The 23,522-nt window shown below is 70.3% G+C and carries 23 protein-coding genes; 9 read left to right on the top strand and 14 right to left on the bottom strand.

The window, feature by feature from the left end:
• Positions 1–11: 11 nt before the first annotated feature.
• The 12 genes from BO221_RS01810 to BO221_RS54735 form a co-directional block, all read right to left on the bottom strand.
• Complete coding sequence (locus BO221_RS01810; protein WP_073558595.1) at positions 12–1,073, bottom strand: hypothetical protein; 1,062 nt, start codon at positions 1,071–1,073, stop codon at positions 12–14.
• Positions 1,073–1,588, bottom strand: a complete 516-nt coding sequence (locus BO221_RS01805) for a phage tail protein (protein WP_073558594.1) — start codon at positions 1,586–1,588, stop codon at positions 1,073–1,075. Before BO221_RS01805 ends, BO221_RS01810 begins: the two co-directional genes overlap by 1 nt.
• Positions 1,575–4,166, bottom strand: a complete 2,592-nt coding sequence (locus tag BO221_RS01800; protein WP_073558593.1) for a putative baseplate assembly protein — start codon at positions 4,164–4,166, stop codon at positions 1,575–1,577. Before BO221_RS01800 ends, BO221_RS01805 begins: the two co-directional genes overlap by 14 nt.
• On the bottom strand, positions 4,166–4,600 hold the full coding sequence (locus BO221_RS01795) for a GPW/gp25 family protein (RefSeq protein ID WP_073558592.1): 435 nt from the start codon (positions 4,598–4,600) through the stop codon (positions 4,166–4,168). Before BO221_RS01795 ends, BO221_RS01800 begins: the two co-directional genes overlap by 1 nt.
• Positions 4,597–4,935, bottom strand: a complete 339-nt coding sequence (locus BO221_RS01790) for a hypothetical protein (protein ID WP_043406799.1) — start codon at positions 4,933–4,935, stop codon at positions 4,597–4,599. The genes BO221_RS01795 and BO221_RS01790 overlap by 4 nt, the downstream gene beginning before the upstream one ends.
• Positions 4,936–6,456: a phage baseplate assembly protein V gene (locus BO221_RS01785; protein ID WP_073558591.1), complete on the bottom strand. Its 1,521-nt coding sequence runs from the start codon at positions 6,454–6,456 to the stop codon at positions 4,936–4,938.
• Complete coding sequence (locus BO221_RS01780) at positions 6,453–7,214, bottom strand: hypothetical protein (RefSeq protein WP_073558590.1); 762 nt, start codon at positions 7,212–7,214, stop codon at positions 6,453–6,455. Before BO221_RS01780 ends, BO221_RS01785 begins: the two co-directional genes overlap by 4 nt.
• Before the next feature lie 1,143 nt (positions 7,215–8,357).
• Positions 8,358–8,846, bottom strand: a complete 489-nt coding sequence (locus BO221_RS01775; protein ID WP_073558589.1) for a phage tail protein — start codon at positions 8,844–8,846, stop codon at positions 8,358–8,360.
• Entirely contained in the window at positions 8,839–10,056 is a 1,218-nt protein-coding gene (locus BO221_RS01770; RefSeq protein ID WP_073558588.1) for a phage tail sheath C-terminal domain-containing protein, read from the bottom strand. The genes BO221_RS01775 and BO221_RS01770 overlap by 8 nt, the downstream gene beginning before the upstream one ends.
• Position 10,057: 1 nt before the next feature.
• On the bottom strand, positions 10,058–10,741 hold the full coding sequence (locus BO221_RS01765; RefSeq protein ID WP_143195212.1) for a carboxypeptidase-like regulatory domain-containing protein: 684 nt from the start codon (positions 10,739–10,741) through the stop codon (positions 10,058–10,060).
• Positions 10,742–10,876: 135 nt separating this feature from the next.
• Positions 10,877–12,184, bottom strand: coding sequence for a hypothetical protein (locus BO221_RS01760; RefSeq protein WP_143195211.1), 1,308 nt, complete (start codon positions 12,182–12,184; stop codon positions 10,877–10,879).
• A gap of 60 nt (positions 12,185–12,244) precedes the next feature.
• A complete protein-coding gene (locus tag BO221_RS54735; RefSeq protein ID WP_073558585.1) occupies positions 12,245–13,144 on the bottom strand; it encodes an SRPBCC family protein in 900 nt (299 codons plus the stop codon).
• 223 nt (positions 13,145–13,367) lie between these two features.
• On the opposite strand from BO221_RS54735, the gene BO221_RS54730 reads away from it, so the two are divergent.
• The 4 genes from BO221_RS54730 (at position 13,368) to BO221_RS01735 (ending at position 16,703) form a co-directional block, all read left to right on the top strand.
• On the top strand, positions 13,368–14,087 hold the full coding sequence (locus BO221_RS54730) for a hypothetical protein (protein ID WP_158079772.1): 720 nt from the start codon (positions 13,368–13,370) through the stop codon (positions 14,085–14,087).
• An 11-nt stretch (positions 14,088–14,098) separates the two neighbouring features.
• Positions 14,099–14,665, top strand: coding sequence for a hypothetical protein (locus BO221_RS01745; protein WP_073558583.1), 567 nt, complete (start codon positions 14,099–14,101; stop codon positions 14,663–14,665).
• Positions 14,666–14,736: 71 nt separating this feature from the next.
• On the top strand, positions 14,737–16,101 hold the full coding sequence (locus BO221_RS01740; protein ID WP_073558582.1) for an AHH domain-containing protein: 1,365 nt from the start codon (positions 14,737–14,739) through the stop codon (positions 16,099–16,101).
• Complete coding sequence (locus BO221_RS01735) at positions 16,098–16,703, top strand: imm11 family protein (protein WP_233165575.1); 606 nt, start codon at positions 16,098–16,100, stop codon at positions 16,701–16,703. The genes BO221_RS01740 and BO221_RS01735 overlap by 4 nt, the downstream gene beginning before the upstream one ends.
• Here BO221_RS01735 and BO221_RS01730 read toward each other — a convergent pair.
• A complete protein-coding gene (locus BO221_RS01730) occupies positions 16,700–17,353 on the bottom strand; it encodes a hypothetical protein (RefSeq protein ID WP_073558581.1) in 654 nt (217 codons plus the stop codon). The genes BO221_RS01735 and BO221_RS01730 overlap by 4 nt on opposite strands.
• 246 nt (positions 17,354–17,599) lie before the next feature.
• Here BO221_RS01730 and BO221_RS01725 point away from each other — a divergent pair, with 246 nt between their 5' ends.
• On the top strand, positions 17,600–18,133 hold the full coding sequence (locus BO221_RS01725; RefSeq protein WP_073558580.1) for a CBS domain-containing protein: 534 nt from the start codon (positions 17,600–17,602) through the stop codon (positions 18,131–18,133).
• Between the two features lie 32 nt (positions 18,134–18,165).
• Here the strand turns inward: BO221_RS01725 and BO221_RS01720 are convergent, their stop codons facing one another.
• A complete protein-coding gene (locus BO221_RS01720; protein ID WP_073558579.1) occupies positions 18,166–19,239 on the bottom strand; it encodes a 3-deoxy-7-phosphoheptulonate synthase in 1,074 nt (357 codons plus the stop codon).
• Between the two features lie 193 nt (positions 19,240–19,432).
• On the opposite strand from BO221_RS01720, the gene BO221_RS01715 reads away from it, so the two are divergent.
• The 4 genes from BO221_RS01715 to BO221_RS01700 all read left to right on the top strand — a co-directional run bounded on the left by BO221_RS01715 (position 19,433) and on the right by BO221_RS01700 (position 23,480).
• Positions 19,433–20,506: a ketopantoate reductase family protein gene (locus BO221_RS01715; RefSeq protein ID WP_073558578.1), complete on the top strand. Its 1,074-nt coding sequence runs from the start codon at positions 19,433–19,435 to the stop codon at positions 20,504–20,506.
• An 11-nt stretch (positions 20,507–20,517) separates the two neighbouring features.
• A complete protein-coding gene (locus BO221_RS01710) occupies positions 20,518–21,654 on the top strand; it encodes a hypothetical protein (protein ID WP_073558577.1) in 1,137 nt (378 codons plus the stop codon).
• Positions 21,655–21,757: 103 nt separating this feature from the next.
• Positions 21,758–22,717: a CPBP family intramembrane glutamic endopeptidase gene (locus BO221_RS01705; RefSeq protein WP_073558576.1), complete on the top strand. Its 960-nt coding sequence runs from the start codon at positions 21,758–21,760 to the stop codon at positions 22,715–22,717.
• 100 nt (positions 22,718–22,817) lie between these two features.
• The gene (locus BO221_RS01700; RefSeq protein ID WP_073558575.1) at positions 22,818–23,480 is read left to right on the top strand and encodes a VOC family protein; all 663 of its coding nucleotides are present in this window, start codon (positions 22,818–22,820) and stop codon (positions 23,478–23,480) included.
• Positions 23,481–23,522: the final 42 nt, after the last annotated feature.

The raw sequence follows: 23,522 nt of genomic DNA, 5'->3' as shown, positions 1-23,522 counted from the left end.
GCGCGCGTTCCTCAGGGAGTGGGAACCGTGCGCCGCGGCTCGAGCTTCAGCTCATCGAGGGTGCGGTGGTCCCGGATGATGACCGACCTCACGCACTCACCATTGATGCAGATCGTCCCGATCGGGCACCTGGGGCACAGCACGACGCCCCGATTGCACGTCCCATCGCAGGAACCGGAGACACACTGCGAGGGGTGGGTGCACTTCTCCCCCAGGGGAATGAGGCAGAAGCCCTGGTGGCACGTCAGCGGCGAGCGGCAGTCGTCGTTGCTGTCACAGGTGTCTCCCAGGGTCACCTGCTCCTTGCATGCGCTCGCTTCACAGCGTCCCGTCACGCACTGCTCGGGCTTGTCGCAGCCCGTGAAACCCGCGAGCCCCCGGCACGCCGCCTCGTGACACGCCAGGGGCTCCGCGCAGTCATCCGCGCTGTCGCACGTCCCCGTCAGGGCCACGCGCTCCTCACAGGTGTCCCCCTCGCAACGGCCCGAGGCACACTGCCCTCCGCTCGCGCATCCCTTGAAGCCCGCCGTGCCCACACAGACGTTGCCCGTGCCGCACGTGAGGTCCTTCCCGCACCGCGGATCCTTCTTCGCGCAGGCCACCCCGAGCCCGGGCCCCTCGTCCCCGCCCCGCGAGGAGAGGATGGCCACCACCGCGCCCACGATGAGCAGCACCCCGGCGGCGAGCGCCACCAGCCACCAGGGAAAGGGCTTCTTCACGGGCACCGCCGCTTCCCGCACGATGAAGGCCACCGCGGGTCCCCGGTCATAGTGCTCGTCCGGGTTGGAGATGCTCGCCACATCCAGGGTGAAGCCGTACGAGCCCGGCGGCGTGCCCGCGGGAGCGGAGAGCCTCACCGGGATGACCGCCGTCCCATCCGGCGACAGGGTCCGCTCCATCCCGTCCGGGAATTGCATCCACTCGGCCCGGGTGTTGCCATCCGGAACCACCGTGGCCCGGACGGTCACTCCCGCGCCCAGCTTGTTGGAGATGGTGAAGGACACCTCGCCGTGGCCCGCGGCGTCCAGCTGCACGTTGCTCGTGGTGGCGGTGACGTCGAAGGCGCGCGGCATCAACTCGCTCCTGGTGTGGGCTGCCCGAAGTGCAGCTCGTAGGTGACGTAGGCGGGCTTCTCCCGCTCGATGATGGCCTCCACCATGGGCCGGTGCGCGGCCAGCTCCGCCGGAGCACGCACGCGCAGGTGGAAGGGCCGGGGACGTCCGTTGGGGCCCGGCACCTGCTCCTCGATGACGAAGTCCTCGCGGCCCGTGGCCGTTCGCAGGAAGAGCAGCAGCCCCCGCGCCGTGCCCCGCCAGCGAGACAGCTCCACCGCCGCGGCCACCAGCTCGCGCATCCGCCCCAGGCCCGTGGTGACGGGCACGCCCAGGTCCACCCAGTGCGCCAGGAAGGGCACGAAGCGCTCCGGCGCTCGCAGCGGGTGGAAGAGCGAGGGCAGCTCGGCCAGCATCGCCTCGGAGGGCGCGTGCAGCGCCTCCATCACGTCCATCAACGCCACCAGCGGACCGTTCTCGTGCAGGGTCCGCTGGAAGACGCCAGGCAGCAGCCGGGTGATTTCATTCCGCTTCATCGACCGTCACCACCTCGAGCTCATGCGGGCCCGACACCAGGAGCCAGGAGGGAGGCAGCGTCACCTTCTCCGTGAACTCCTGCGTCGAGCAGTTGCCGTACTGCCCACCGGGCTCGCGCTGGCGATGGACTCCAGCCGGGCCTCCCGCGAGCAGCAGCCCGCCTCCGGGCGCCGCCGCCAGGGCGAACACGGGTTGGAAGAGGCGCTCGCGCTCGCGCAGGGGCAGTCCGCTGTCCACCCCGGGGCGGTTCCACGAGGCCTCGCGCCGGCTCGCGTCCATCCACAACACGCCCGCCCGGTGCGTGGCCGCATAGGCCCGGGCCCCATCGAAGGCGAGCGCGAGGCAGCTTCCTCCATCCCAGTTCTTGTCCAGGGGGCGCCACCCGTCCGGCGGGTCCGCCGAGCCGAGCAGCTCCCAGCTCAAGCACCCCTTGCCCGGATCCGCGCCACTGGCCGCGGCCAGCCCCGCCCAGAGGAAGGAGCGCGGACCATCCCGCTGCACCTCCAGCACGCGCACGTCCTGGCTGCGCAGGCCGATGTGCCGGAAGCTGTTGCCGCGCCCACCGCTGCTGGAGAGGTACACGCCGCGCAGGCTCATCCCCGACACCGCGACGCTCACCCCACCTCGCGCATCCGTGGAGGCGGCCACGGAGAGGAAGCCCAGGTCGTGGTCCGAGGGGTCCACCAACACCTGCAACGGGGTGGCGCCCTCCTCCACCGCCAGCTCGAAGAGGCCCACGCGCGTGGCCATCAGCAGCACGGGCACGCCGTCGCGCACCATCCACGCCAGGTCCTCCACATGGTCCAGCGTGTGCGTGGTGCGCTCCCACGTCTCGCCGCTGTCCAGCGAGAGGTGGAGCCGGGAGCGCTGGGGCTCATCCGCCAGCCGCGCGGCCACGGCCACCAGTCCGGCGCGATGCGGGTGGGCCTCCACCACCTCCACCTGCTCTCCGGGGAAGCGGCCCACGCGCTCCCAGCCATCCGCGTCGGACACGGTCCGGAAGAGCGCATCCCCTCCCCCCGCGTAGTAGGTGCGCGGCTGGAAGGCGTCCTCGCAGAGCGTGCGCACGTCCTTCGGCACCTCGTCCACCAGCAGGCGCACCTGGTCCACGTAGCTGACCCCGGGCTCGGCGAGCAGGGTGTCGTAGACGTGCGAGACGCGCAGCGACTGGCCGAAGCGCCAGCCTCCCGGTTGCAGCTTCGTGGGCAGTGGGTTGAGGGCCTGGTGCAGCCGCTCCAGCGAGCGGCGCTTCAGCGCGGCCGCGTCCTCCGCCCGGTGCACCACCACACGGGCCCGTACGCGCACCGTTTTGTAACGCGCCCAGCCCACCTGGCACGTGGTGCCCAGGGGCCTCCGCTCGTTCAGCGCCGTCTCGATGCGGGCGCGGGCCTCCTCCGTCTCGTGCTGGCGCAGGGACTCCTGGGTGACGCCCTCGCCCGAGGCTCCCTGCACATTGGGCGGCAGGTAGGGCACCAGCAGCACTTCCACCGCGCCCGGCAGGGCATGCGCCCAGAGCTGGGCCTGGGTGAAGGCCTTGGCACGGGCCACCGCTCCCGAGCTGCGCAGTGCGAGCCGCTCGTAGTCCTGGGCGGTGATGGCGCGCCCCAGCGAGTGCAGCTCCTGCGGTCCCCGGACGAGCGCGTTCTCCAGCGTCTCCGCCGCACGGCCTCCCACGGCCGGCGAGGGGTTGGTCACCTTCACCCCGGGCAGCGCCGTCTTGAGGGTGTCCAGGGCTCCGGCGGCCACGTTGCCGGTGAGCCCTCCGCCGCGCAGGTACCACAGCATGATGGTCCGCCCCGCCTTCGGCACGGCCGCCAGGGCTCGGGGTTCAGTGGACAGCGCACCATCCTCTCCCGTCATCCGGGCCGCGGGCGCGAAGGTGAGAGTGCCCGTCATCCGGTCCACCACATATGCGGGCTCGTCCGGCGGCAGGTTGGCGAAGCTCTCCACCTCGCGCCAGATGCGATACGTCTTGTCCCCCAGCTTGCGCGCCGGCACACGCCCATCCAGCTCGCCCGGCAGGGCCTCCACGCCCACCATCAAGTCCCGGCCATCTCCCGTGGGTGCCACGATGGGCGGGCGGCGCGCCGTCACCGACAGGCCCGGCATTCCCGTGCCCACGCCCGCCAGCTCCGCCTCCACCTGCTCGCCATGGTGGGCGAGCACGTCCACTTCCGTGCCTCCCACGGGAATGCGCACGGGCTCGGCGGTGAGGAAGATGACGGGCTCGGCGCCGGCCTCGGCCCGCGAGGTGGTGACGCCCGTGCCCCGCGGAATCTCCACCACGCTGGTGGCGGGACGCGCGAGGCTGAAGCGCAACCGCACCGTGGCGGAGCTCGGGGGTTGCAGGCGCACGCCGAGCAGGCGGAGGAATTCGACGTAGGCCTTCTCCGGCAGCCGGTTGAGCCGGTAGAGCATCGTCTCCGTCAGGTGGGCGAAAACCTCCAGCAGCACCATGCCCGGGTCATGCGGGCTCAGGTCGGTCCACTCGGGGCTCGTCCGCGCGATGCGGTTGCGAGCCTCCTCGAGGAGTTGCTGGAAGCTGCGGTCATCCAGGTTGGGCGAAGGCAACGGCATCAGGCGGGCCCTCCCGCGAGGTCGAGGCCGAAGCGCAGCCGCTCCGTCCGCTGCGTGGTGCGCACGCGGTACTCGAGCGAGATGTCGAGCCGGAAGGGCTCCTCGGCGCTCCGGTTGGCGTCCACGTCGAGCAGGTCGATGCGCGGCTCCCAGCGCACCAGGGCGCGGCGCACATAGTGGATGGCGAGGCCGGCGGTGGTGTCGTCGTTGGGAGCGAAGACGAGCCGGTGCAGCTCGCAGCCGTAGTCCGGTCGCATGACACGCTCACCGGGCACGGTGGACAGCAGCAGGAGGATGGCCTGACGCACCGAGGACTCCTCCTGCACCATGGCGATGCCACCCGAGGGAGACAGGTGCAGGCCTCCGGGCCCGACACCCACGAGGTCCAGGTCCGGGTGGAGGAAGCGCCACGCACGGTAGCGGGGAACGTTCATCGGTCCTCCGACACGAAGGGCTGGCCGGGAGCGGTGCAGTGGTACTTCACCACGCCCGGCGGTGTGCCATCCGTGAGGCCGGTGACGATGTCGAGGACCACGGGTTTGCCGTCCACGCGGATCCACGAGGAGTAGCCCGCCCGCACCGCGAGCGTAGTGGTGCACGGCTTGATGGTGGGCCCGATGTTGGGACAGCCCGTGATGGGCCGGCCCTCGGGGTCCGCCTGCACGAGCACCGGGCGGCCCTCGATGGTCACCCACGACTGTGACGCGGTGAGGCCGATCCTGCCCAGGTGCGCGCACTGCATCAGTGCGTCCACGGTCACCCAACGCATTCAGTCCCTCCTCCGGAAATCGATGGTGGCGGCTTCGATCGTGACGGATTTGCCGGGGGCCTCGATCTCGAGCGCCGTCTCGGCATGCAGGCGGACGACATGGGGAGACAGCTGCAGGTAGCTGCCGAGCTGGTCCTCGACCCGGAGCGTCTGCGTCTCGTCGTTGAGGCGCAGCTTGAGCCCACCCGGGGTGAGCAGGTTGAAGCGGCGCACGGCCGCGCCGGAGACACCGGTGTCCGGGGGTCCGTTCGCCCCGTAGAGGCCGCCCACCACCACGCCGCGTGCCGGGTCTTCCCCCGAGAGGACGAGCAAGACGGTGTCGCCCACGTCCGGCAGCATCACCAGGCCCTTGCCCGCGCCAGCGCCCGCGCAGAGCACCTGCATCCAATCCGTCTCCACGTCACCGCAGGTGGGCAGCGAGACGCGCACCCGGCCCTTGTTGTCGGGGTCGTCCACCCGGCTCACCACGCCCGGCACCACCGAGGAGGCGCGCGGCCGGGTCCGCCGGGGCGGTGGCGCGGAGGACAACTCGGAGAGGAAGCCGTGTTGCGCATCCAGCGTGTGCGTGACGGAGGTGAGGACGTACTGGCCCGCCACCACCGGCACCACGCCGCGCACGTCCACGCGCGTGCCGGGGCGCAACCGGGGGTCTCCCTCCGCCACCCCGGTGAGCACCACCTCGCGCGCCAGCCGGTGGTCCAGTTCCGCCAGGGCCAGTGCCTCCGCGTGCGCGGTGTCCTCCGCGTTCTCGTTGACGAGCGCCCGCTCGCCACTGCCGCCCACGCGCTCCGGGGGAACGGAGGCCTCCACCCGCCGGCCCACGCGGCCTCCCGAGGGGCTCGCCGTGTAGACCTGGCCCTGCAGGGCGTTCCACCCCGCCGAGGACACCGAACGGCACGCCGGGTCCCCATTCACCTCCACGCACGCCTCCAACAGCGACTCACCCATCACCAGGGGAATGGGGTCTCCGTGTCCGTCCAGGGACAGCACCCGCAGCACGCCCTCCTCCAGCACCAGCCACAGGCCGCAGCGCTCCGTCTGCTCCACGAGGAACTCGAGGTCCGACTGTCCGTGCTGGATGAGGTGGTGCGAGAGCGGCCCGGATTCGGAGGCCTCGACGGACAGCCCGAGGTCCGACACCAGCTCGCGCGTCAGGTCCCTCGGCGTCACCTGCGCGTGCACCCGCACCGGCTGCCGCTTGCGCAGGCGGTGGAGCAGATCATAGCCCCGGACGCGCACCTGCCTCGTGCCCGAGCCACCGTGCACGTACTCCACCGCCGTCACCTCGCCAACGAAGAGCGGCTCGCGCCGGGCCGCCACCGAGACGCGCAACGCGGTCCCCGGAGGCAGGCCCCGCGTGGCCAGGGCGCCTCGCGGGTCCGTGAAGGTGAGCTCGCACAGCGCGGGCAGGGACAGGTGCTGTTGGACGCGCACCGACTCCAGGGCACGCAGCTCCTCGGGCGCCAGGGGCGTCCCGTCCACCTCCACGCGGAGCTCGGGCAGTCCCCGGACGGACCTCATGTCGTCCCCCGGATGGCCGAGGCCGGTGGCAGGCGCAGCACCGTGCCCGTGTTCAGGTGCATCGGGTCGTTGATGCCGTTGAGCGAGGCGATGAGCCTCCACAGCGACGGATCCCTGTAGCGCTCCCAGGCGATCTCATCCAGGCGCTGGCCCGAGCCTGGATCCGGTCCTCCGCTGAGGACGGATTGGGTGTCGAAGGCCTCGGGCGGGAGGCTCGCGGCCACCTGCCCGGCCAGTTGCTCGTTCTCGGCGCCGACGCCACCCGGGGGGACGCGCGGAGCCTCCACCTGCCGGGCCACTTCCTCTTCCACCCGCAGCAGGCGCAGCGAGAGCCAGGAACGGCGGGGTGCACCGGTGGGAGTGAAGTGCTCCAGGCGCTCGGCCACCGCGGCCACCACACACGGCATGTTCAGCACCTTGCCCCAGACGACACGCAGCAACGAGGGCCGGCCGTAACCGTCCTCGGCATGCGCGTTCTCCGCGAGCTGCCACAGGGGCCGCGTCAGGTCCCTCACGTCCTCGGACGTCACCGAGGAGCCCGCCAGCGTCACGTCGAAGAGGAGCTCCAGGTTGAGCTCGGTGGTGCCGCCGCCGGTGAAGAGGAGCGGGTCGTCCATGAGCCCCGAGCCGGTGAGCGGCACACCGAGCGCGCGCCGGGGCCGAACACCCGCCGTCCGGCGCACCACGAGCGTCTCCGGGTTGAGCAGCGCGCCCAGCCGGAGTCCGTCGGGCTCGATGAGGAAGGCCACGCGCTCCATCACTCACCTCGCTGCTCGCGCTCCAGCCGGCGCAGCCGCTCCCAATGACGGAGCACCACCAGCGGATCGCCGGGTTCAGGGGAAGGAAGTTCCGGAGGCTCCGGCCATGAGGGCAGAGAGTCGGAAGAAAACGCCATGCTGGGAATGAGGGATGACGCGGACCTGGGAGTGTCCCGTGGACGTGAAGTCTCCCGGACAGAGGGCTCCGGCATCGGGAACGAAGAAGACCGCGGCGGAGGCAATGAGGCCGCACCCACCGCGAACTCTGGAGCCATGACCGTGCCACTCTCCCCTCGCCCTTCGGGAGAGGGACGGGGTGAGGGTATCGAGGATCCCGGGTTCTCCCGCTGGACCGGACGTGTCTCGGGCAAGGGCATGAACCTCTGGCTCTCCGGAGACGAGGAGGTCTCGGGGAGCGGGCGGAAGGAGAGCCCTCGGGTCCGGGTGGAGCCCGCTTCTCGCTGTGGGCCCACGCGGAGAGCCGTGGGAATGGGACCACCGTCACGCGGCATCGCCCGGACATCCAGACGCGCAATGCCAGACACCGGAGCGGTAGCCTCTCGTTCCGGCGGTGGACGAGGCACGGACGCACCCGTACGCGGTCCGGAGCTCCGCACGGGCGCGGGAGCGGAGTGCACGACGGAGTGCACCATGGCAGGAGCCACGCTCACCGGAGTCTGGGGAACAGAAGGCCGCATCAGCGGGACGCGCCCGGGCGTCTCGCGGCCGGGGGGTGGAGGACTCGACAATGGGACACGGGGCCGCGACTGAGGAGCGGGCACCGGGCCCATGACAGACATGGGCTCCCGCCTCGGAGGCTCCACCGGAGCCCGGGGCGCTGGAGGAGGCACGGCCGCCTCCTCCAATTCCAGTCCCTCGAGCAGATGCGGCGCCCCACGGCGTACGCGCTCCACCCAGTCCGCGGGCGGGCCTCGCCGCGTGGACCGCACCAGTTGCCTCCAGTGCTCCGGTGGGCCCGCGTCCGGCGGCAGGACATCCCTCACCCCACCCCTCTCCCAGGGGGAGAGGGAGTCTTCCACGGGCAACTCCACGGCGGGCTCGTTCAGGACGGACTCCGCCCAGCCCTTCACCCACCGCGCCACCGTGCGCACCAGGGCCCTGCCCCGGCTCTTGTCCGCCCCTTCAGCCGCCACGGTTGATGGACTCGAAGACGAGCGTGACCGACTCGATGGCCACCATCTGCCCCAGCGCATCCAGCGCCGCGCCCTTCCACCCCGAGGGCCAGGCATCCACCAGGTTCCAGCGGAACACCTCCGTCAGTCCGTCCGGTCCCGTCATCAAGATAGAGACGTTCTTGCGGCTCGGCGTGCCGTTCACCGACTCCATGAACCAGTTCCACAGCTCGCGCGACGTCGTCAGCCCATAGCGCAGCGTGACGTCCCCATACGCCACTGGCCCGGCCAGCCTGCGTACCACCGCGCCCGCGCCGCCCTCGCGGTAGCGCAGCGCGTTCACCTGTACCTCCAGCCCATGGCACTCGGTGAAGTGCCCCTCGTTCACCCCGTTGATGTCCAGCTTGAAGTTGTACGCGCGCAGCGGGTCCACCAGCGTTCCCGGCTGGGCACCTGGCTGCTGCGGGGGTGGAGTCTCCGCCTGCTTCGGATCAGCCACGGGCCGCCTCCTCCGTCTGCTCCACACCGCCCGAGTGCTGGCCGATGCGGAAGATGATGAACTCCGCCGGCTTCACCGGCGCGATTCCGATGACGCAGATCAACTGCCCCGCGTCCACCACCTCGGGGGGGTTCGTCTCGTCGTCGCACTTCACGAAGAACGCCTCCTGCTCCGTCCGGCCCACCAGCGCCCCGTCCCGCCACAGCCGCCGCAGGAAGGCGCTCACGTCCCGGATGACAGCGCGCCGGAGCGACAAGTCATTGGGCTCGAACACCACCCAGCGCGTCCCCTGGCCAATGGTCTCCTCCACCATGCAGAAGAGCCGCCGCACGTTGAGGTAGCGCCACTCGGGGTCGCTCGAGAGCGTCCGCGCGCCCCACACCTTGATGCCATCCCGGGGGAAGAAGCGGATGCAGTTGACGCCGCACTGGTTGAGCACGCCCAGCTCCTCGCGCGTCAACGGCGTCGCCAGGCCCTCGGCCGCGTTCACCACCTCGTTGGCCGGCGGCTTGTGCACCCCGCGCGTCCCATCCACCCGCGCGTAGATGCCCGAGATGTGTCCGGACGGCGGCGCGTTCACCAGCCGCTTCCGATCGAACGGGTCGTACATGGAGACCCACGGGAAATAGAACGCGCCGTACTTCGAGTCCCGGGCCCGCTCGCCCTTGGAACGCCGAGGCCCCGCGCCTGCCTCCCCTTCCCTGCCCGCCACGGGCGCCGAGACCGTGCCCACCTCGCACAGCCGCTCCACGGTGGCGTCCTCGGGCGCATCCAGCACGGCCACCCGGTCCATCATCTGCTCGGCGTGGGTGAGCAGTGCGTTGTACGAGCCCGGGTCCGTGTAGCCGGGCGCCGCGACGATGGCCACCTCGTCCACCTCGCGCAGCACGTCCAGGCCCTCGCGCTTCGGCCCGCTGCCCAGCAGGCTGGGACTGTCGCCGATGTTGACGACGAAGCAGCGCCGCCCGCCGTTCTCGAAGAAGCCGTACACGGCCAGCGACAGCGGCGTGCTCTTCACCTCCTTGCCCTGGCAGAACTCCTTCACGAACTGGGACCAGTTGTTGATGGCCACCGGCTCGTGCAGGCGCGCGCCGGGATTGGGGGCCTTGCCCACGAAGCCCGCCGTGCTCGTCCCCGCGGCCTCCAGCGGCTTGGGTCCGGTGGACACCTCCTCGATGTAGACACCGGGTGTCAGATAGCTCGTCGCCACGTCATCCCTCCTTCAACGGCAGGCGCACCAACAGCGCTCCCTCCTCGGTGGGGAGCTCCTCGGCACGCACCGCGAGCACTGCTCCCTTCGCACGCACCTCCAGCCGTCCGAGCGGCGTGTCGGCGGGCACCGAGGCGATGCGGAAAAGGCCCTTCGCGTCGGTGCGCGCGTTCAGGCCCATGGACGGCAGCTCCACCTGGGCATCCGGAATGGGGATGTCTCCGGGCCCCACCACGCGGCCCAACAGCACCGTCCCCGGCACGGTCCGGGTGATGAGCGGCACCCGCACGCGCGGAATGGCCGGCAGCGGACGCTCGCGCTCCAGCGGCACGCGCAGGCGGAAGGCGGGCCTCGGAGCCACCCCCAGCGCCGCCCACAACGGCACCGGCACGGGCGACAGGTCCACCTCGAAGCCCGGCTCCTCCATGGCCGCGAAGACGAGCTCGCCCAGCAGGTGGTGGGCCCGCTCCGGAGATTCCCCACCCGCGGTGACGAGGTAGCAGAGCGACACCCGCAGCGGCGGCCGGCGCGACGTGCGAGGCGGCGGCGCTGGCGCGAGCTCCAGCAGATAGAGCCCCACGAGCCGGTCCACCGAGTCACGCTCCGGCACGGACAGGGACACGGGCGCATCCCCGAGCACCCGTCCCACCCAGCTCTTCAAGCGCTGATCGACTTCGTCGATCATAGGCCCTTTCGCCGAGCCTTCGGGGATTTCGAGAGTTGGCTCTCGCACCCTTTCTCGGAGTGCGGCGAGACTGGACACGTGCCAGGGTCCAAGGAACTGGTCCCCAGGGAGGTGGGCGCGTCCGCGCGCCGACACTCAGCGCTTGGGCCAATCCGCCAGCAGCCGCATGGCCTCCGCCTGCTGGCTCCAGTCCACCTTGCCGCGCAGGGAGCCCGGGCTCGAACCCGGCGCCTGGGTCTGGAGGCGGATCTCCTTCCACACCGGGGTGCTCGCGTCGTAGCGGGATTCCCACGCGCTCCAGCGCACGCCGCCCGCGGCGGCCACGGCGCGCTCCACGCACGCATCGAACCCGGCTTCCGAGGGCAGATACCGGAGCTGCTCGATGATGTGCGGTATCTCGCCCGCCCTCACGTTCGGGGAGGAGCGCGAACCCGTGATGGCCCGCAGCACCTGCGTGCCCCGGTTCTCCGGCAGGAAGGCGACGTAACCCGGACGGAGCACCGCGTAGCCCGTCCCGGACGCGCCGCCCGGGAGGACCGCCCCCTCGAGGGTCACCTTGTAGCAGAGCACATCCGCCAGACGCTCGGTGCGCGCGAAGTCCAGCGACGGGTGACGGCGCAGCTCCATCAGGACCGCGAGGAGATGGCCCTGCGCCACGTCCTGGATGAAGAGCTTCCGCTCTCCCAGGACGCGCACGCCGAGGAAGGAGGTCTGGAGGCCATCCTCGAGGAGGGAGCGCAGCGGAATCTGCACCGGCTCGCCCGAGTAGGGCCTCCACACGAGCCGCTGGCTGGTGAGCCAGTACCTGCCGGAGCGCACCACGCCATGGACGATGTTCGCGATGAGCAGCACCAGCAGCACGAACGCCACGAGCGCTCCGCCCCAACCGTGGGCGATCGGCCCCAGGACGAGCGCCCCGATGATCGACACGTAGAGCCGGAGCACCAACGCGGCATCGGCCGTGTCACCCTCGAGCAGGCGCACCTCGCCCGGGATGGGCTCCAGGGGAATGGCCTCGAAGACGAGCCTCTCGAGCCGGGAGAGGTCCTCCAACAGGGAAGTCGCACCGGACACGGGCGCCAGCGCATCGAGCCGTTTGCGGACGAGCGCCTCCAGCCGGCTCCGGAGCGTCCAGACGTCCCGGAGCATGACGAGCACCGGGGAGTGCACCGGCCAGCCGTCCATCTGGGCGCGGCGCTGGATGCGGTCCATGGCCTCGTGGAAGGCGGCCTCGTGGCGCAGCACCGCCGCGAGCGCACCGGGCTCCGCGCGCAGGCGCCGCTTCCACCTTCCACCCGAGAGGAGCGACTCCAGCGCGGCGTAGCGCTCGCGCGAGGCCTCCACCACCTCGGCCCGGCCCTCGAGCTGACGGCGCATGTCCTCGGAAGAGGGCACTTCCACCCGGGAGCCAGAGGAGACCTCTGTGCGCAAGCGCTCGGACATGGTGGCCGGGCAGCATAACGGGTGCGCGGGCCCGCGACGTCCGCGCGTGGCCCACCGGTGTCAGGTCGGCGACGCCGTCTGCCCCTCGGCCGGAGCCGGAGTGGGAGCGGGCGTCGGAACCGGAACAGTCGGCGAGGCCTCCGCGGGAACCGGCTCGCTGGAGGGAACCACCGTGCCCGGCGAGGCGGGAGCAGCCTCACCCTCGGGCGTTGGAGGCACGGCCACCGGGGCAGTGCCCTCGCCCGCGTCGGGCGCATGCGCGGCCTCCACCGGAGGAACGGCCACGGGGGCGGTCCCCTCGCCCGCGTCGGGCGCATGCGCGACCTCCACTGGAGGAGGCGCGGACGGCACGGGAGCGGCCGGCACCGGAGCCTCGGCCTGCTCCACCGGAACCGGAGCGGGCGCCGGCTCGGGCGGGGCACTGGCCGGGAGCGGGCTCGACTCCACCCGCTTCGCGAGTCCCGCCAGGCCCTCCTCGAGGTACCCGCCAAGCCTCGAGCGGATGAGGGGGACGAGGTAGTGCGCGAGGGGATTGCCGCCCACGCCGCCCTCGTCCACCCACGTCACGCGGGTGCCCTGGCCCTCGGGCGCGAAGGAGATACGGCCGTGCACCAGGTAGCGGCCGTGCTCCACGGACATGTCATAGGCCACGCCCGTCTTCGGATCCGCCTGGGTGAGGGACAGGGTGCCATTGCCCACGCTCCCGCCGCTCCAGCTGTGTACGGCGCCCACGCCCTCCTGGGGCCCGCCGAACGTCCACTGGCTGCCCGGGTACTTCTCCGCGCGCCACGGCCCCCACTCGCGCCAGCGCTCGAGGTTGGCCACGTAGGGGTAGACCGCCTCGGGCGGGGCCTGGATGGTCATCGAGCGCTCGACGCGGAACGTCGAGGGCAGCACGAGACCGATGGCGAGCAACAGCCCCACCAGCGTCGCGGAGGCGATCAGGATCTTCTTGAGCATCGAGAAATTCCACGGGCCAGCGGCACCCGGAGGGCATACCGTAGCAGACCCCGCCGATGGGTCGAGCCCTCCCCGGGGCAGGCGGATGTCTTCCACCCACGGCCCCCCGCCCGTCCGCCTGTCTGCCCTGCCAGGAAGTGAACCCTGTGTTCGCGGCTTCTCTCCGGGCCCCGGCTCGCGAATGATTCGCTCCGGGCCGGGATGGTCCTGAGGGGACGGAGCGATGCACACGACAGTCAATCCGAGGGGCGGCCTGGACACACCGGGCCTCGTCAGGGGGCATGCCCGGTGGGCCCGTGCGCTCACCTGTCTGTTGATGCTGGCGGTGTCACCCGGCGCCCGGGCGCAGCAGGATCCCGATGACGTGGACATCCCGGCCTCGGAGCAGGAGGAGACGGTGGCCACGCCCGCCCCCACGGATTCCGATGCCACGCCTCCGTGGAAGACCCGGTTCGGCATGAGGCTGGTGGCGGGCGCACCCGAGGGCCTGGGAATCGCGGCCATCATCCATCCCCGGCGCTGGGCGCGGGCCCACGTGGGCGCCACGCGGAACAACCTGGGTCTCGGGGTGCGCGGTGGGCTGAGCCTCATTCCGCTCGATCTGACCATCTCCCCCCTGCTGGAGCTGGAGTATGGGTATTACTTCAACGCGAACTACGAGAAGCTGCTGACGCAGCTGCACGGGCAGCCCACCACGCCGGCCACGGGCATCCGCAATGTGGGCTACCACCAGGTGAGCGGCAGCGTCGGGCTGGAGTTCTCGCCCGCGCGCTACGTGACGTTCTTCGGGGGCGTGGGCATCAGCTACTGGTTCATCGAGGTGCGCAACGCGAGGGACTTCATCCTCGAAGCCACGGACGATCCGGAGCTCACCGCCCGGCCGCTCAACATCGGTCTCTCCAGCCCGGTGGCGAAGCTGGGCCTCCTCATCTACTTCAACTGACAGGCTTCTCCATGCGTGCCCTTCCCCGCGTCCTCCTGTTGACCGCCACCACGCTGCTCGCTCCCGGCTGCCGGAAGATCGCCGACACCTTCTTCGTGGTGAACGCCGAGACGGAGGAGATCTGCAAGACCCAGCGGAGCATCGAGTTCCCCGGTGCTGGGCCGGACTCGAGGACGCTCGTGCACACCTTCGAGTTCCCGCTGGGGCAGATTGGCGCGGACCTGCCCGAGGGGCGGCTCGAGACGGACTTCCGGCTGAAGCTGTTCCAGCTGGACGTGACGAACGACAGCGCGGACCTGAGCGGGCTGGAGTACGCGAAGGTGTCGTTGAGGCGGGTGGGGTCGGAGGAGGTCATCCGGATCCTGGTCGAGTACCGGCAGCCCTCCCAGGCGTTCTCGCCCACACAACTGGCGCTGCGCGGAGTGGAAGCGGCGAGAGTGGCGGAACTGGCGCGAGAGGATCGGCTGGAGTTGGTGTTCGAGACGCAGGGAACACTGCCGGCCCGGCCCTGGACAGCGGACATCATGGCCTGCGCCGGACTCAGGACCGAGGTGCACTACTTCGACTTCATCTTCTGACGGCGGCGGCCCATCAACCGCGCCCCAGGTATGGGCCATCCCTGGCAGCCCCAGGGCCGGAGGAAGCGGACATGAAGTCGAGAGGCGCATATGCCCTCTATGTGTTCCTGATGGTGCCGTGGGCGCTCCTGGCGGCACCGGCAGGAGCCGAAGCGCGGCTACCGGTGTTGGAACCGGTGGCGGTGAGCGGGTACCAGGAAGAGGCGGGGCAAGGGCTGAGGCTGACCTTCAAGAGGTTGGAGCCGGATCCTGCGCTGGCGTTGTGGCGGGTGGAGGATGCGCGCGAGGTGGTGGCGGCACTGGAAGGCGAGTTCAAGGAGGCGAAGCCGAGGCCAGGGCTGAGTCTGCTGTCGGAGGCCCATACACGGACAATGGCGGGCCTGGTGCCACCGTCGGACACCCGACCCTCGGCGCTGGAGAGGATGGTGCGAGAGGAGTACGAGGCGCTGCTGGGCGCTCCCCTGATGGAGCTTCCGGGCTCGCTGGAGAGTGCCAGGTGGTTTCAGGCGCTGAAGCTCTCGCCGCGTTACATGGGAGCGGGCGTGAGGGAGGCGGCGCTGGAACTGTTCAGCTCACCTGCCGTGCTGCTGTCGGTGGGCACGTCCATGGTGCTGTACATGATGGCGTGGGCGGCGCCCGAGCCCCTCTTCTCCAAGGCCTTCGCGGCGGCGGTGACGATGGGACTGCTGCTGACGTACAGCGCGGCGGAACTCTACAACGTAGGGCTGGCGTGCCTGAGGCTGTACCGAGAGGCGGAAGGCGCGAGGACAAGGGAGGAGTTGGAGGCAGCGGCCGAGCGCTTCGGCAAGGCGCTGGGAGGAGTTGGGCTGAGAGTGCTGGTGACGGTGGCGGGGGCGAAGCTGGCGCGAGGGTTGCCGGAGGTGCCGAAGGGAGGGCTGTGGGCGAGTGTGTCACCGCCGCGCTTCGCCATGGCGGGAGGAGGCGTGAAGGGCGGCTTGAGGGTGGGGGCGGGAACGAAGGCGCAGGTGAGCGTGGCGAACGGGACGGTGGTCCTGATGGGGGTGACGGCGAGCACGACGGCCGCGGCGGTGACGTCGGCGGTGAGCGCAACGCGGACGACAGGGGCGTGTGCGGAGTCGGGGCGGGACGGTCACCAGCGCCACCACTTGTGCACCAACAAGAATGACATCTCCGAGAGCAACGGTGGCCCCTGGACGCCCCGGTTCGAGACACTCTTCGAAAAGGCGGGGATGAGCATGGAGGACCCGGCGAACATCATCTACCTGCGAGACCACAAGGGACCTCACCCCGAGGCGTATCACCGCGAGATTTTCAAGCGATTGAATGACGCGCTTCGGACTTGTAGATCCCAGGCCGAGTGCCGAACCAAACTCGTGAGAGCACTCGACAAGCTCGCAGGGGAGGTATGTACGCCGGGCTCCACGCTCAACAAACTCATCAAGAGAGAACCATGACTGCCCAGATGAAGTATTACGAAATATACGACGACGTATACATCCCGGGGCGTTGGCATTTGAGAATGCCACTCTTCAAGGATGGTGAGGACGCGGGCAGGCCTGATGACGACAGGCGCGAGTTGTTCGACACCTGGCGATTCAACGAGGGGCGCTTCCTGGAGATCGATGAGCCGATCCGTCTGTCCGTGAAGCCCACGGGCGTTGCACTCGAATACACGGAGTCCATGGGGATTCCCGTTGTCCACCGTCGGGTCGTCTCGCTCTTCGAGCGTCTGGGACTGCAGAAGGAGGTGCAGTTCATCCCCGTGGAGGTGGAGGGACAATCGGAGCCCTGGTTCATCCTCAATGCCCTGCAAGTCATTCGCTGCATCGACGATGCCCGGTGTGACGAGGTATTTTATTGGGGACCCGAGGATGGCGAGCCAGACAGGATAGGCGAATACAGTAACGTTCGAGGTCTGAAGGTAGACCCGGAGAAGACAGGGGGCGCCCACATCTTCCGCCCCTGGGGCTGGCTGGTGGTCCTCATCGTCTCAGAACGAATCAAACGGGCGATGGAAGAAGAAGGTATCACCGGCATCAAATTCCTCGAGGCCTAAGGCCTGCCCGCCCACGTCTCCACCCATTCGCGCGCCCAAGCGCTCTCCTTCATCAGGAAGTCGAAGTGCCCGGCCTGAACGCGACGCACCAGCTCCGTGTCCCGGGCAATGGCCTCGGAAGCGCTCCAGGGGAAGGTCCTCCGGCGTGGAGGAGCGTCCTCCTCGTCCGTGGAGGGCTCCGGAGCGGCCTCCAGGTAGCGGGCGTAGGTGGTGAAGAAGTGGTCCACACACGAGGCGATGGGAACGGCATACAACGCCTCGTAGACGTCGACCCACACCACCGGCTGCACACCTCGCGCATCCGCCAGCGACGGCACCGTGGCGTAGCAGTAGGCCAGACGGTCGTCCTTCGCGAAGACGAGCAGCGAACCGAACGGCTCCGCCCAATCCTTGCGCCAGTGCGCATTCACCCGGTGCAGATCGGGCCGACGCTCGTGGCGCACGGGGAAGAGGTAGAACTCGTCCCTGACCCAGAGGAGGCTCGCGCGCGCATACAGGGCCGCCAGTTGGGGGTCCATCGGCTGCCCCGCCACGGACGGCTCCACCGGGCCGCCGGACGGAAGCGGCGGCTCCAGCTTCAGGGGATGGGCCCGGCCCTGGCATACCTCCAACAGGCGCTCGAAGCCGGGGAGCGCGGTCGCGGACTGCATTCGGGGGACTCCTCTCGTGTGTCTTCTGCGGTCACCCCACTGTAGATGACCGCCGGAGTCATGTCACGAAACGCGAGGTCCTGGTGCCGCACACCACACAGGGACGGGGACGCAGCCCTTGCGCCCCGCTCGGGCCGGGACGCAGACGCTGCGCGCCGAACAGATGGGCCCGCCTCTGGAAGCTCCCGGCTTCAGGATGGCCAGCGGCTTGCTAGCTTGAAGCGGGAGAACCCACGAGGGACCGCCATGACCCATGTCGTCGATGACTTCATGACCCGAGTCGTGCACACCATCGGTGCGCAGAGCCCGCTGACCGAGGCGCACCGGCTGATGAACGAGCACGCCATCCGCCACCTGCCCGTGCTGGAGGGAGGGAAGCTGGTGGGAATGGTGTCCATGAGGGACCTGCACCTCATCGAGACCCTCAAGGGCGTGGACCCGAAGGAAGTCGCGGTGGAGGAGGCCATGGCCCAGGAGGCCTATACGGTGCCCCCGGGGACGCCGCTGCTCGAGGTGGCTCGCACCATGGCCCTGCACAAGTACGGCTCCGCCGTCGTCGCCCAGGAGGGCCGCGTGGAGGGCATCTTCACCACCGTGGACGCGATGAGGGCGCTGGAGACGCTCCTGACCACGCCCCGGCAGCCCGCCAAGAAGGCGGCACCCCGGAAGGCCGCTGCCCGGAAAGGCGCTGGCGGCGCGGCGAAGCGCCCGGCCAGCAAGAGCGCGGCGAAGCGCCCGGCGCGGAAGGTGGCTCCGGCGCGCAAGCGCGGCGGGCGCTGAGCCTCAGCACCCCATCCACGAGGGAAATGGGCTCACGCCGCGCGGCGCTTCGGCAGTGAGCCACGCAGCACATCGTGGGCGCCCAGCAGCATCTCCTCGGTGGTCTCCCAGCTCACGCACGCATCCGTCACCGAGCAGCCGTAGCGCAACTGCGTCAGGTCCGCGGGGATGGGCTGGGTGCCAGCCTCGATGAAGCTCTCGATCATCACGCCCACCACCGAGCGGTTGCCCTCGCGAATCTGGTGCATCACGTCGCGCATCACCAGCGGCTGCAGCTCCGGCTTCTTCCATGAGTTGGAGTGCGAGCAGTCCACCACGATGTTGCCCGGCAGCTTCGCCTTGGCGAGCGCCTGCTCGGCGAGCGAGACGGACACCGTGTCGTAGTTGGGCCGCCCGCCCCCGCCCCGGAGCACCAGGTGGCCGTAGCCGTTGCCCCGTGTCCGGATGATGGCCGACTCGCCCCGCTCGTTGAGCCCCAGGAAGCTGTGCGGCCGCGAGGCAGAGAGGACGCCGTTCACCCCCGCCTCCAGCGAGCCGTCGGTGCTGTTCTTGAACCCCACCGGGGTCGACAGCCCCGAGGCCATCTCGCGGTGCGTCTGAGACTCCGCAGTGCGCGCCCCGATCGCCGTCCAGGAGATCAAATCGCCGTAGTACTGCGGCGCGATCGGATCCAACGCCTCGGTGGCCGCCGGCAGGCCGAGTTCGGCCACGTCCAGCAGGAAGCGTCGGCCCCGCTCCATGCCCTCCTCGATGCGGAAGGAGTCATCCATCCGCGGATCGTTGATGAACCCCTTCCAGCCGGTGGAGGTGCGCGGCTTCTCGAAGTACACGCGCATCACCACGTGGAACGTGTCCCGCACCCTGTCGGCGAGCTGGCGCAACCGCCGCGCGTAGTCCACACCGGCCGCCGGGTCATGGATGGAGCACGGGCCCACGATGACGAACAGGCGCGGGTCCTTGCGGTCCAGGATGTCCATCAGCGCGCGGCGCCCGGCGAGCACGGCCTCGGCCGCACGCTCGGTCAGCGGCACGCGCGTCTTGATCTCGGCGGGAGAGGGCATCTGGTCGATGCCGACGACATTCAGGTTTTCGGTGCGAGCGGTCATGGGCGAGGGCGTGAAGGGGCCGGGGGGCACGAAAGGGGGGGAATATTATCGCGGGGGGGTGTCGGATATCTCGTTCATTAGAGCCCAAGCACCGGCGGCTTCGCGGGCGGGGAAACAACCGTCGATCCCGGCACGGACTTCCTGGCGAAGCATCCACGTGTCCGGGCACGGCTCGTGGTAGGCAACGGCGGCCATGGACCCAGCACAGACAGCTCCCCGAGTCCTCGTCGTCGGTTGTGGCGGAATCGGCGGTGTCATTCTCTCCCGCTTGATGGAGGCCGGCGGGAATGTGACCGCGGTGGCACGCCGCGAGGAGATCGCCCGCGTGCTCCGGACGCGCGGCCCGGTGCTGCGCGACGAGAAGGGCGAGCGCACCGTCCGCGGACACCTGGAGGTCTTCGTCGAGCCTCCCCCCGAGGGCGCCTACGACTTCATCCTGCTCGCCACGCCCCCGAACGGGGTGGAGGCGGCCGCCCGGGACACCGCCCACCTGCTGGCGCCCGAGGGGGCCATGGTGGTGCTGCAGAACGGGCTGTGCGAGGAGTTGGTGGCCCGGGTGGTGGGCGAGGACCGGGTGCTCGGCGCCATCGTGGCCTGGGGCGCGTCGTCCCCGGAGACCGGCGTCTACGAGCGGACCTCCTCGGGGGGCTTCGCGGTGGGCGCGCTCTCCGGCAAGCAGGACCCGAGGCTGGCCCGGCTGGCGGAGGTGCTGCGCGCGGTGAGCGAGGTGGCCTTCACGGAGAACCTGCGCGGCGCCCGGTGGAGCAAGCTGGCGATCAACTGCGCCATCTCCACCCTGGGCACCGTGGGAGGGAGCAGGGTGGGGCCGCTCCTCCTACACCGCTTCGTCCGGCGGCTCGCCATGGAGGTCTTCACCGAGGTCCTCCAGGTGGCCCGCGCCGAGAACGTGAAGCTGGAGAAGGTGGCCTCCACGGTGGACCTCGAGTGGCTCACCTTGAAGGAGTCCGAGCAGCATGCACGGGGCTCGCTCGGCCTCGTGGGCCGGCACGCGATGCTCCTGGCCATCGGCGCACGGTACCGGCGGCTGCGCTCGTCCATGCTGGCGGCCATCGAGCGGGGCCGTGAGCCCCCCGTGGACTTCCTCAACGGCGAGGTGGTCCAGCGAGGCAAGGCCCACGGCATCCCGGTGCCGGTGAACACTCGCCTGCTCGAGGCCGTCCACGCCATGGCCCGGCGCGAGCTGACCCCCGGCGTGGAGACACTCCGCCGCATCTACGAGCAGACGCGGCCCCGGAGTCAGCATTAACGTGGGGGGACATGGGGAAAGAGCGCCCGACCACGAAGCAGATCGCCGAGGCCATCGCGAAGCGCGCTGGCAACGAGGAGCTCACCCGGATTCTCGTGGATGAGCTGCCCGGCTCGGAGCTGGCCTCCCTGCTGCTGCACGTGATGCGTGAGCGCAGCCGCTCGGTGACATGGGCGGACGCGCTGCGCCTCGTCGAGCGCAACGGCCTGGTGCGGGCCGACACCGCGGACGCCCGCGTCCTGACGGAGCTGGACGCGCGGGCCTTCGCCGCGGCGGAGGGCTTCGATGCGGTGGAGCTCTCTCCGGTGGCCCCCTTCGGGGTGAACGCGCTGACGGGCATCGACCAGAACAACGTGCTGACGGCCACGCGCGGCACGGAAGTCCTGGCGGATCCCACCATCGCCATGGCGCTGGAGTGCGCGAGCCGGCGCAAGCGGGAGGGCCGAGCCGGGGTGGTGCGGCTGGCGGCCAGCCACCGGCTCATCCGCATGCAGCCATTCGATGACCCGGGCTTCTCGCGCCACTTCCGCCTCTTCGCGCTGGTGACGGCAGGCCGGGACACCGGGGACGAGCGCTTCGAGCAGGAAGCCCTGCGCGAACAGCTCGCCGTCTGGCTGACCCTGCTGGCGGACCTGCGTGCCGCGGGTTGGAACATCCCGGATGTGCGCATCGAACTGAGCGACACCCGCGTCATGCGCGCGCTGCTGACATCGGCGGGTGTGCCGCTGGAGTCCCTGCGCGGGCACGTCAGCCCCATGAAGTTCGACGAGGAGCTGAAGCGGCGCGGGCTGAAGCTCCCCGGGGCGGTGACCGAGCCCCTGAAGGTCCTGGACGGAGAGCTGCGGCGCCTGGGCGAGCGGATGGAGCGCCTGCGCACGGGAGTGCTGGAGCCACTGGCCACGCGCTTTCCCGGCACGGAGGGGCGCTTCGACTTCTCACGGCTCCACGGTGTGAACTACTACGAAGGCCCCACCGTCCACGTCGTGCTGCGCCACCCGGATGGCCGCGAGCTGCCCGTGGGAGATGGGGGCTTCACGACCTGGACACAGTCCCTGCTCAATGACCGCAAGGAGCGGCTGCTGACCGGCGCCCTGGGCACCGAGTTCCTCTACCGCGTGTTCCGCCCAACACTCCCGCCTCCCCGCTGAGCTCTCCCCCGCGCTTCCGGACTCGAGCGGCTCATGGCGTCCGTCCGAGCCCGCTTCCCGGTGCTGGCCCACTCGCCCCCAGGGCCGATACCCTCTCCTCACCGTGTCTTCCCCCACCACCCACGCGCTGCCCACCCTCACCCGAGCCGTGAAGCACCCCTTCTCGCGCCTCGTCCTGTCACTCCTGCTGTGCAACTACACGATTGATGCCCTCTGGAGGCTGGAGCGCCTCGTACTGCCTCGGCTGAGGGAGGAGACCGCCCTCGCCTTCCAGGTCTCCGTGCTCCGCGCGGTGGGCACGCTGCTCGCGCTCCTGGTGGTGGGCCGGTGGCTGGAGGGGCGCGGGCCCGCCCAGCTCGGCCTGGACACGCGAGGTGCGCTTCAGCAGTGGGGGCGCGGCATGCTGCTGGGCACCGGCCTCATCACCGCGGTGGTGGGGGTGCTCGCCGTCCCCGGCTGGTACCAGGTGGTGGACGTGGTGCCGCGCGGCGCGCTGGAGACGGCGACCGGAGCCTTCACCTGGGCGGCCATCTTCACCTTCGCGGCGCTGTGGGAAGAGGTCATCTATCGCGGCCTCCTCTTCCGGCTGCTGGAGGAGTGGATCGGCTCGGGCGTGGCGCTGCTGCTGAGCAGCCTTTTGTTCGGCCTCATGCACTTCGGCAACCCGAATGCCACGCGGCTCGCCACGCTGGCCATCGCCTTGGAGGGGGGCCTGCTGCTGGCTGGCTGCTACATGCTGACGCGCTCGCTGTGGTTCGTCACCGGCGTGCACTTCGCCTGGAACTGGGTCCAGGGGGCGGTGCTGGGCGTGGCCGTGTCGGGCAACCCGGTCCCGGGGCTGCTCCAGGCCCGGCTCGTGGGTCCGGAGACGTGGACGGGCGGTTCCTTCGGCGTGGAGGGCGGAGGCGTGGCCGTCCTGTTGGTCTCCGCGGCGGGCGTGGGTCTGGTGGTGCGGGCGGCCCGGCGCGGGCAGTGGCGTGCCTTCCTCGCGCGCCGCCGTGAGCTCAGGGCCCTGGCAGCGGCGGAGGCCCGGCCCTCCATCCAGGAAGCACCGGCGACGTAACACCCCCGTGGGTCCCGTGAGGATCTCCGTTGAAGGCGGCCCGGTTTCGTTTCATGGTTTCCGTCCGCAACCGCGATGTGAAGTCCCCAAGGGGTGAACCATGGCGATGAAGAAGGCCACGAAGAAGGCAGCGGAGAAGATTCGGACGGCGGCCAAGAAGGTGGCCAGCAAGGTGACCAGCAAGGTGGCGGCGGCCAAGAAGGCCGCGGCCAAGAAGGTGCCCGCGAAGAAGGGCAAGAAGGCCCAGCCGATTCCGAAGGGCTACCACATCATCACGCCGAGCCTCGTGGTGAAGGGCGCCAAGGAGGCCGTCGAGTTCTACAAGAAGGCCTTCGGCGCCAAGGAAGTGGGCAAGGCGATGACGACGCCGGACGGGAAGGTCCTCCACGGCGAGTTCCGCATCGGCGACTCCATCGTGATGTACTCGGACGAGTTCCCCGGCATGGGCTCCCGCTCGCCCCTGAGCGTCGGCGGCACCTCGTCGAGCCTGCTCATCTACACGCGTGACGCGGACGCGGTGTACAACCAGGCGCTGGCCACGGGCGCGAAGGTCGCGATGCCCATCGGCGACGCGTTCTGGGGCGATCGCTACGGCGTCGTCATCGATCCCTTCGGCCACCATTGGCAGATCGCCACCCACAAGGAGGACCTCACCCCGAAGGAGATGGCCCGCCGCGCCCAGGCCGCCATGAGCTCCCCGCCTCCGGCTCCTCCCTCGGAGCCGGCTCCGGCGTCCGAGAAGTCTCCGGCGCCGTCCGCCTGAAGCAGCACCCGGAGTCCACGAGGCCCTCTCCCCTTCCCTCGG

It is taken from the genome of Archangium sp. Cb G35, assembly GCF_001896145.1.
GTDB classification, from domain to species: domain Bacteria; phylum Myxococcota; class Myxococcia; order Myxococcales; family Myxococcaceae; genus Archangium; species Archangium violaceum.
The sequence above is the reverse complement of the archived record's forward strand: the minus strand, read 5'-3'. Positions and strand labels throughout refer to the sequence as shown.

What these genes read in the sequence shown, in the direction of transcription:
- BO221_RS01785 (WP_073558591.1), bottom strand. Translation starts at nt 6,456, where the DNA reads ATGAGGTCCGTCCGGGGACTGCCCGAGCTCCGCGTGGAGGTGGACGGG.
- BO221_RS01805 (WP_073558594.1), bottom strand. Translation starts at nt 1,588, where the DNA reads ATGAAGCGGAATGAAATCACCCGGCTGCTGCCTGGCGTCTTCCAGCGG.
- BO221_RS01765 (WP_143195212.1), bottom strand. Translation starts at nt 10,741, where the DNA reads ATGATCGACGAAGTCGATCAGCGCTTGAAGAGCTGGGTGGGACGGGTG.
- BO221_RS01735 (WP_233165575.1), top strand. Translation starts at nt 16,098, where the DNA reads ATGACTGCCCAGATGAAGTATTACGAAATATACGACGACGTATACATC.
- BO221_RS01700 (WP_073558575.1), top strand. Translation starts at nt 22,818, where the DNA reads ATGGCGATGAAGAAGGCCACGAAGAAGGCAGCGGAGAAGATTCGGACG.
- BO221_RS01795 (WP_073558592.1), bottom strand. Translation starts at nt 4,600, where the DNA reads ATGAACGTTCCCCGCTACCGTGCGTGGCGCTTCCTCCACCCGGACCTG.
- BO221_RS01715 (WP_073558578.1), top strand. Translation starts at nt 19,433, where the DNA reads ATGGACCCAGCACAGACAGCTCCCCGAGTCCTCGTCGTCGGTTGTGGC.
- BO221_RS01725 (WP_073558580.1), top strand. Translation starts at nt 17,600, where the DNA reads ATGACCCATGTCGTCGATGACTTCATGACCCGAGTCGTGCACACCATC.
- BO221_RS01740 (WP_073558582.1), top strand. Translation starts at nt 14,737, where the DNA reads ATGAAGTCGAGAGGCGCATATGCCCTCTATGTGTTCCTGATGGTGCCG.
- BO221_RS01720 (WP_073558579.1), bottom strand. Translation starts at nt 19,239, where the DNA reads ATGACCGCTCGCACCGAAAACCTGAATGTCGTCGGCATCGACCAGATG.
- BO221_RS54730 (WP_158079772.1), top strand. Translation starts at nt 13,368, where the DNA reads ATGCACACGACAGTCAATCCGAGGGGCGGCCTGGACACACCGGGCCTC.
- BO221_RS54735 (WP_073558585.1), bottom strand. Translation starts at nt 13,144, where the DNA reads ATGCTCAAGAAGATCCTGATCGCCTCCGCGACGCTGGTGGGGCTGTTG.
- BO221_RS01730 (WP_073558581.1), bottom strand. Translation starts at nt 17,353, where the DNA reads ATGCAGTCCGCGACCGCGCTCCCCGGCTTCGAGCGCCTGTTGGAGGTA.
- BO221_RS01780 (WP_073558590.1), bottom strand. Translation starts at nt 7,214, where the DNA reads ATGGAGCGCGTGGCCTTCCTCATCGAGCCCGACGGACTCCGGCTGGGC.
- BO221_RS01810 (WP_073558595.1), bottom strand. Translation starts at nt 1,073, where the DNA reads ATGCCGCGCGCCTTCGACGTCACCGCCACCACGAGCAACGTGCAGCTG.
- BO221_RS01745 (WP_073558583.1), top strand. Translation starts at nt 14,099, where the DNA reads ATGCGTGCCCTTCCCCGCGTCCTCCTGTTGACCGCCACCACGCTGCTC.
- BO221_RS01760 (WP_143195211.1), bottom strand. Translation starts at nt 12,184, where the DNA reads ATGTCCGAGCGCTTGCGCACAGAGGTCTCCTCTGGCTCCCGGGTGGAA.
- BO221_RS01790 (WP_043406799.1), bottom strand. Translation starts at nt 4,935, where the DNA reads ATGCGTTGGGTGACCGTGGACGCACTGATGCAGTGCGCGCACCTGGGC.
- BO221_RS01800 (WP_073558593.1), bottom strand. Translation starts at nt 4,166, where the DNA reads ATGCCGTTGCCTTCGCCCAACCTGGATGACCGCAGCTTCCAGCAACTC.
- BO221_RS01710 (WP_073558577.1), top strand. Translation starts at nt 20,518, where the DNA reads ATGGGGAAAGAGCGCCCGACCACGAAGCAGATCGCCGAGGCCATCGCG.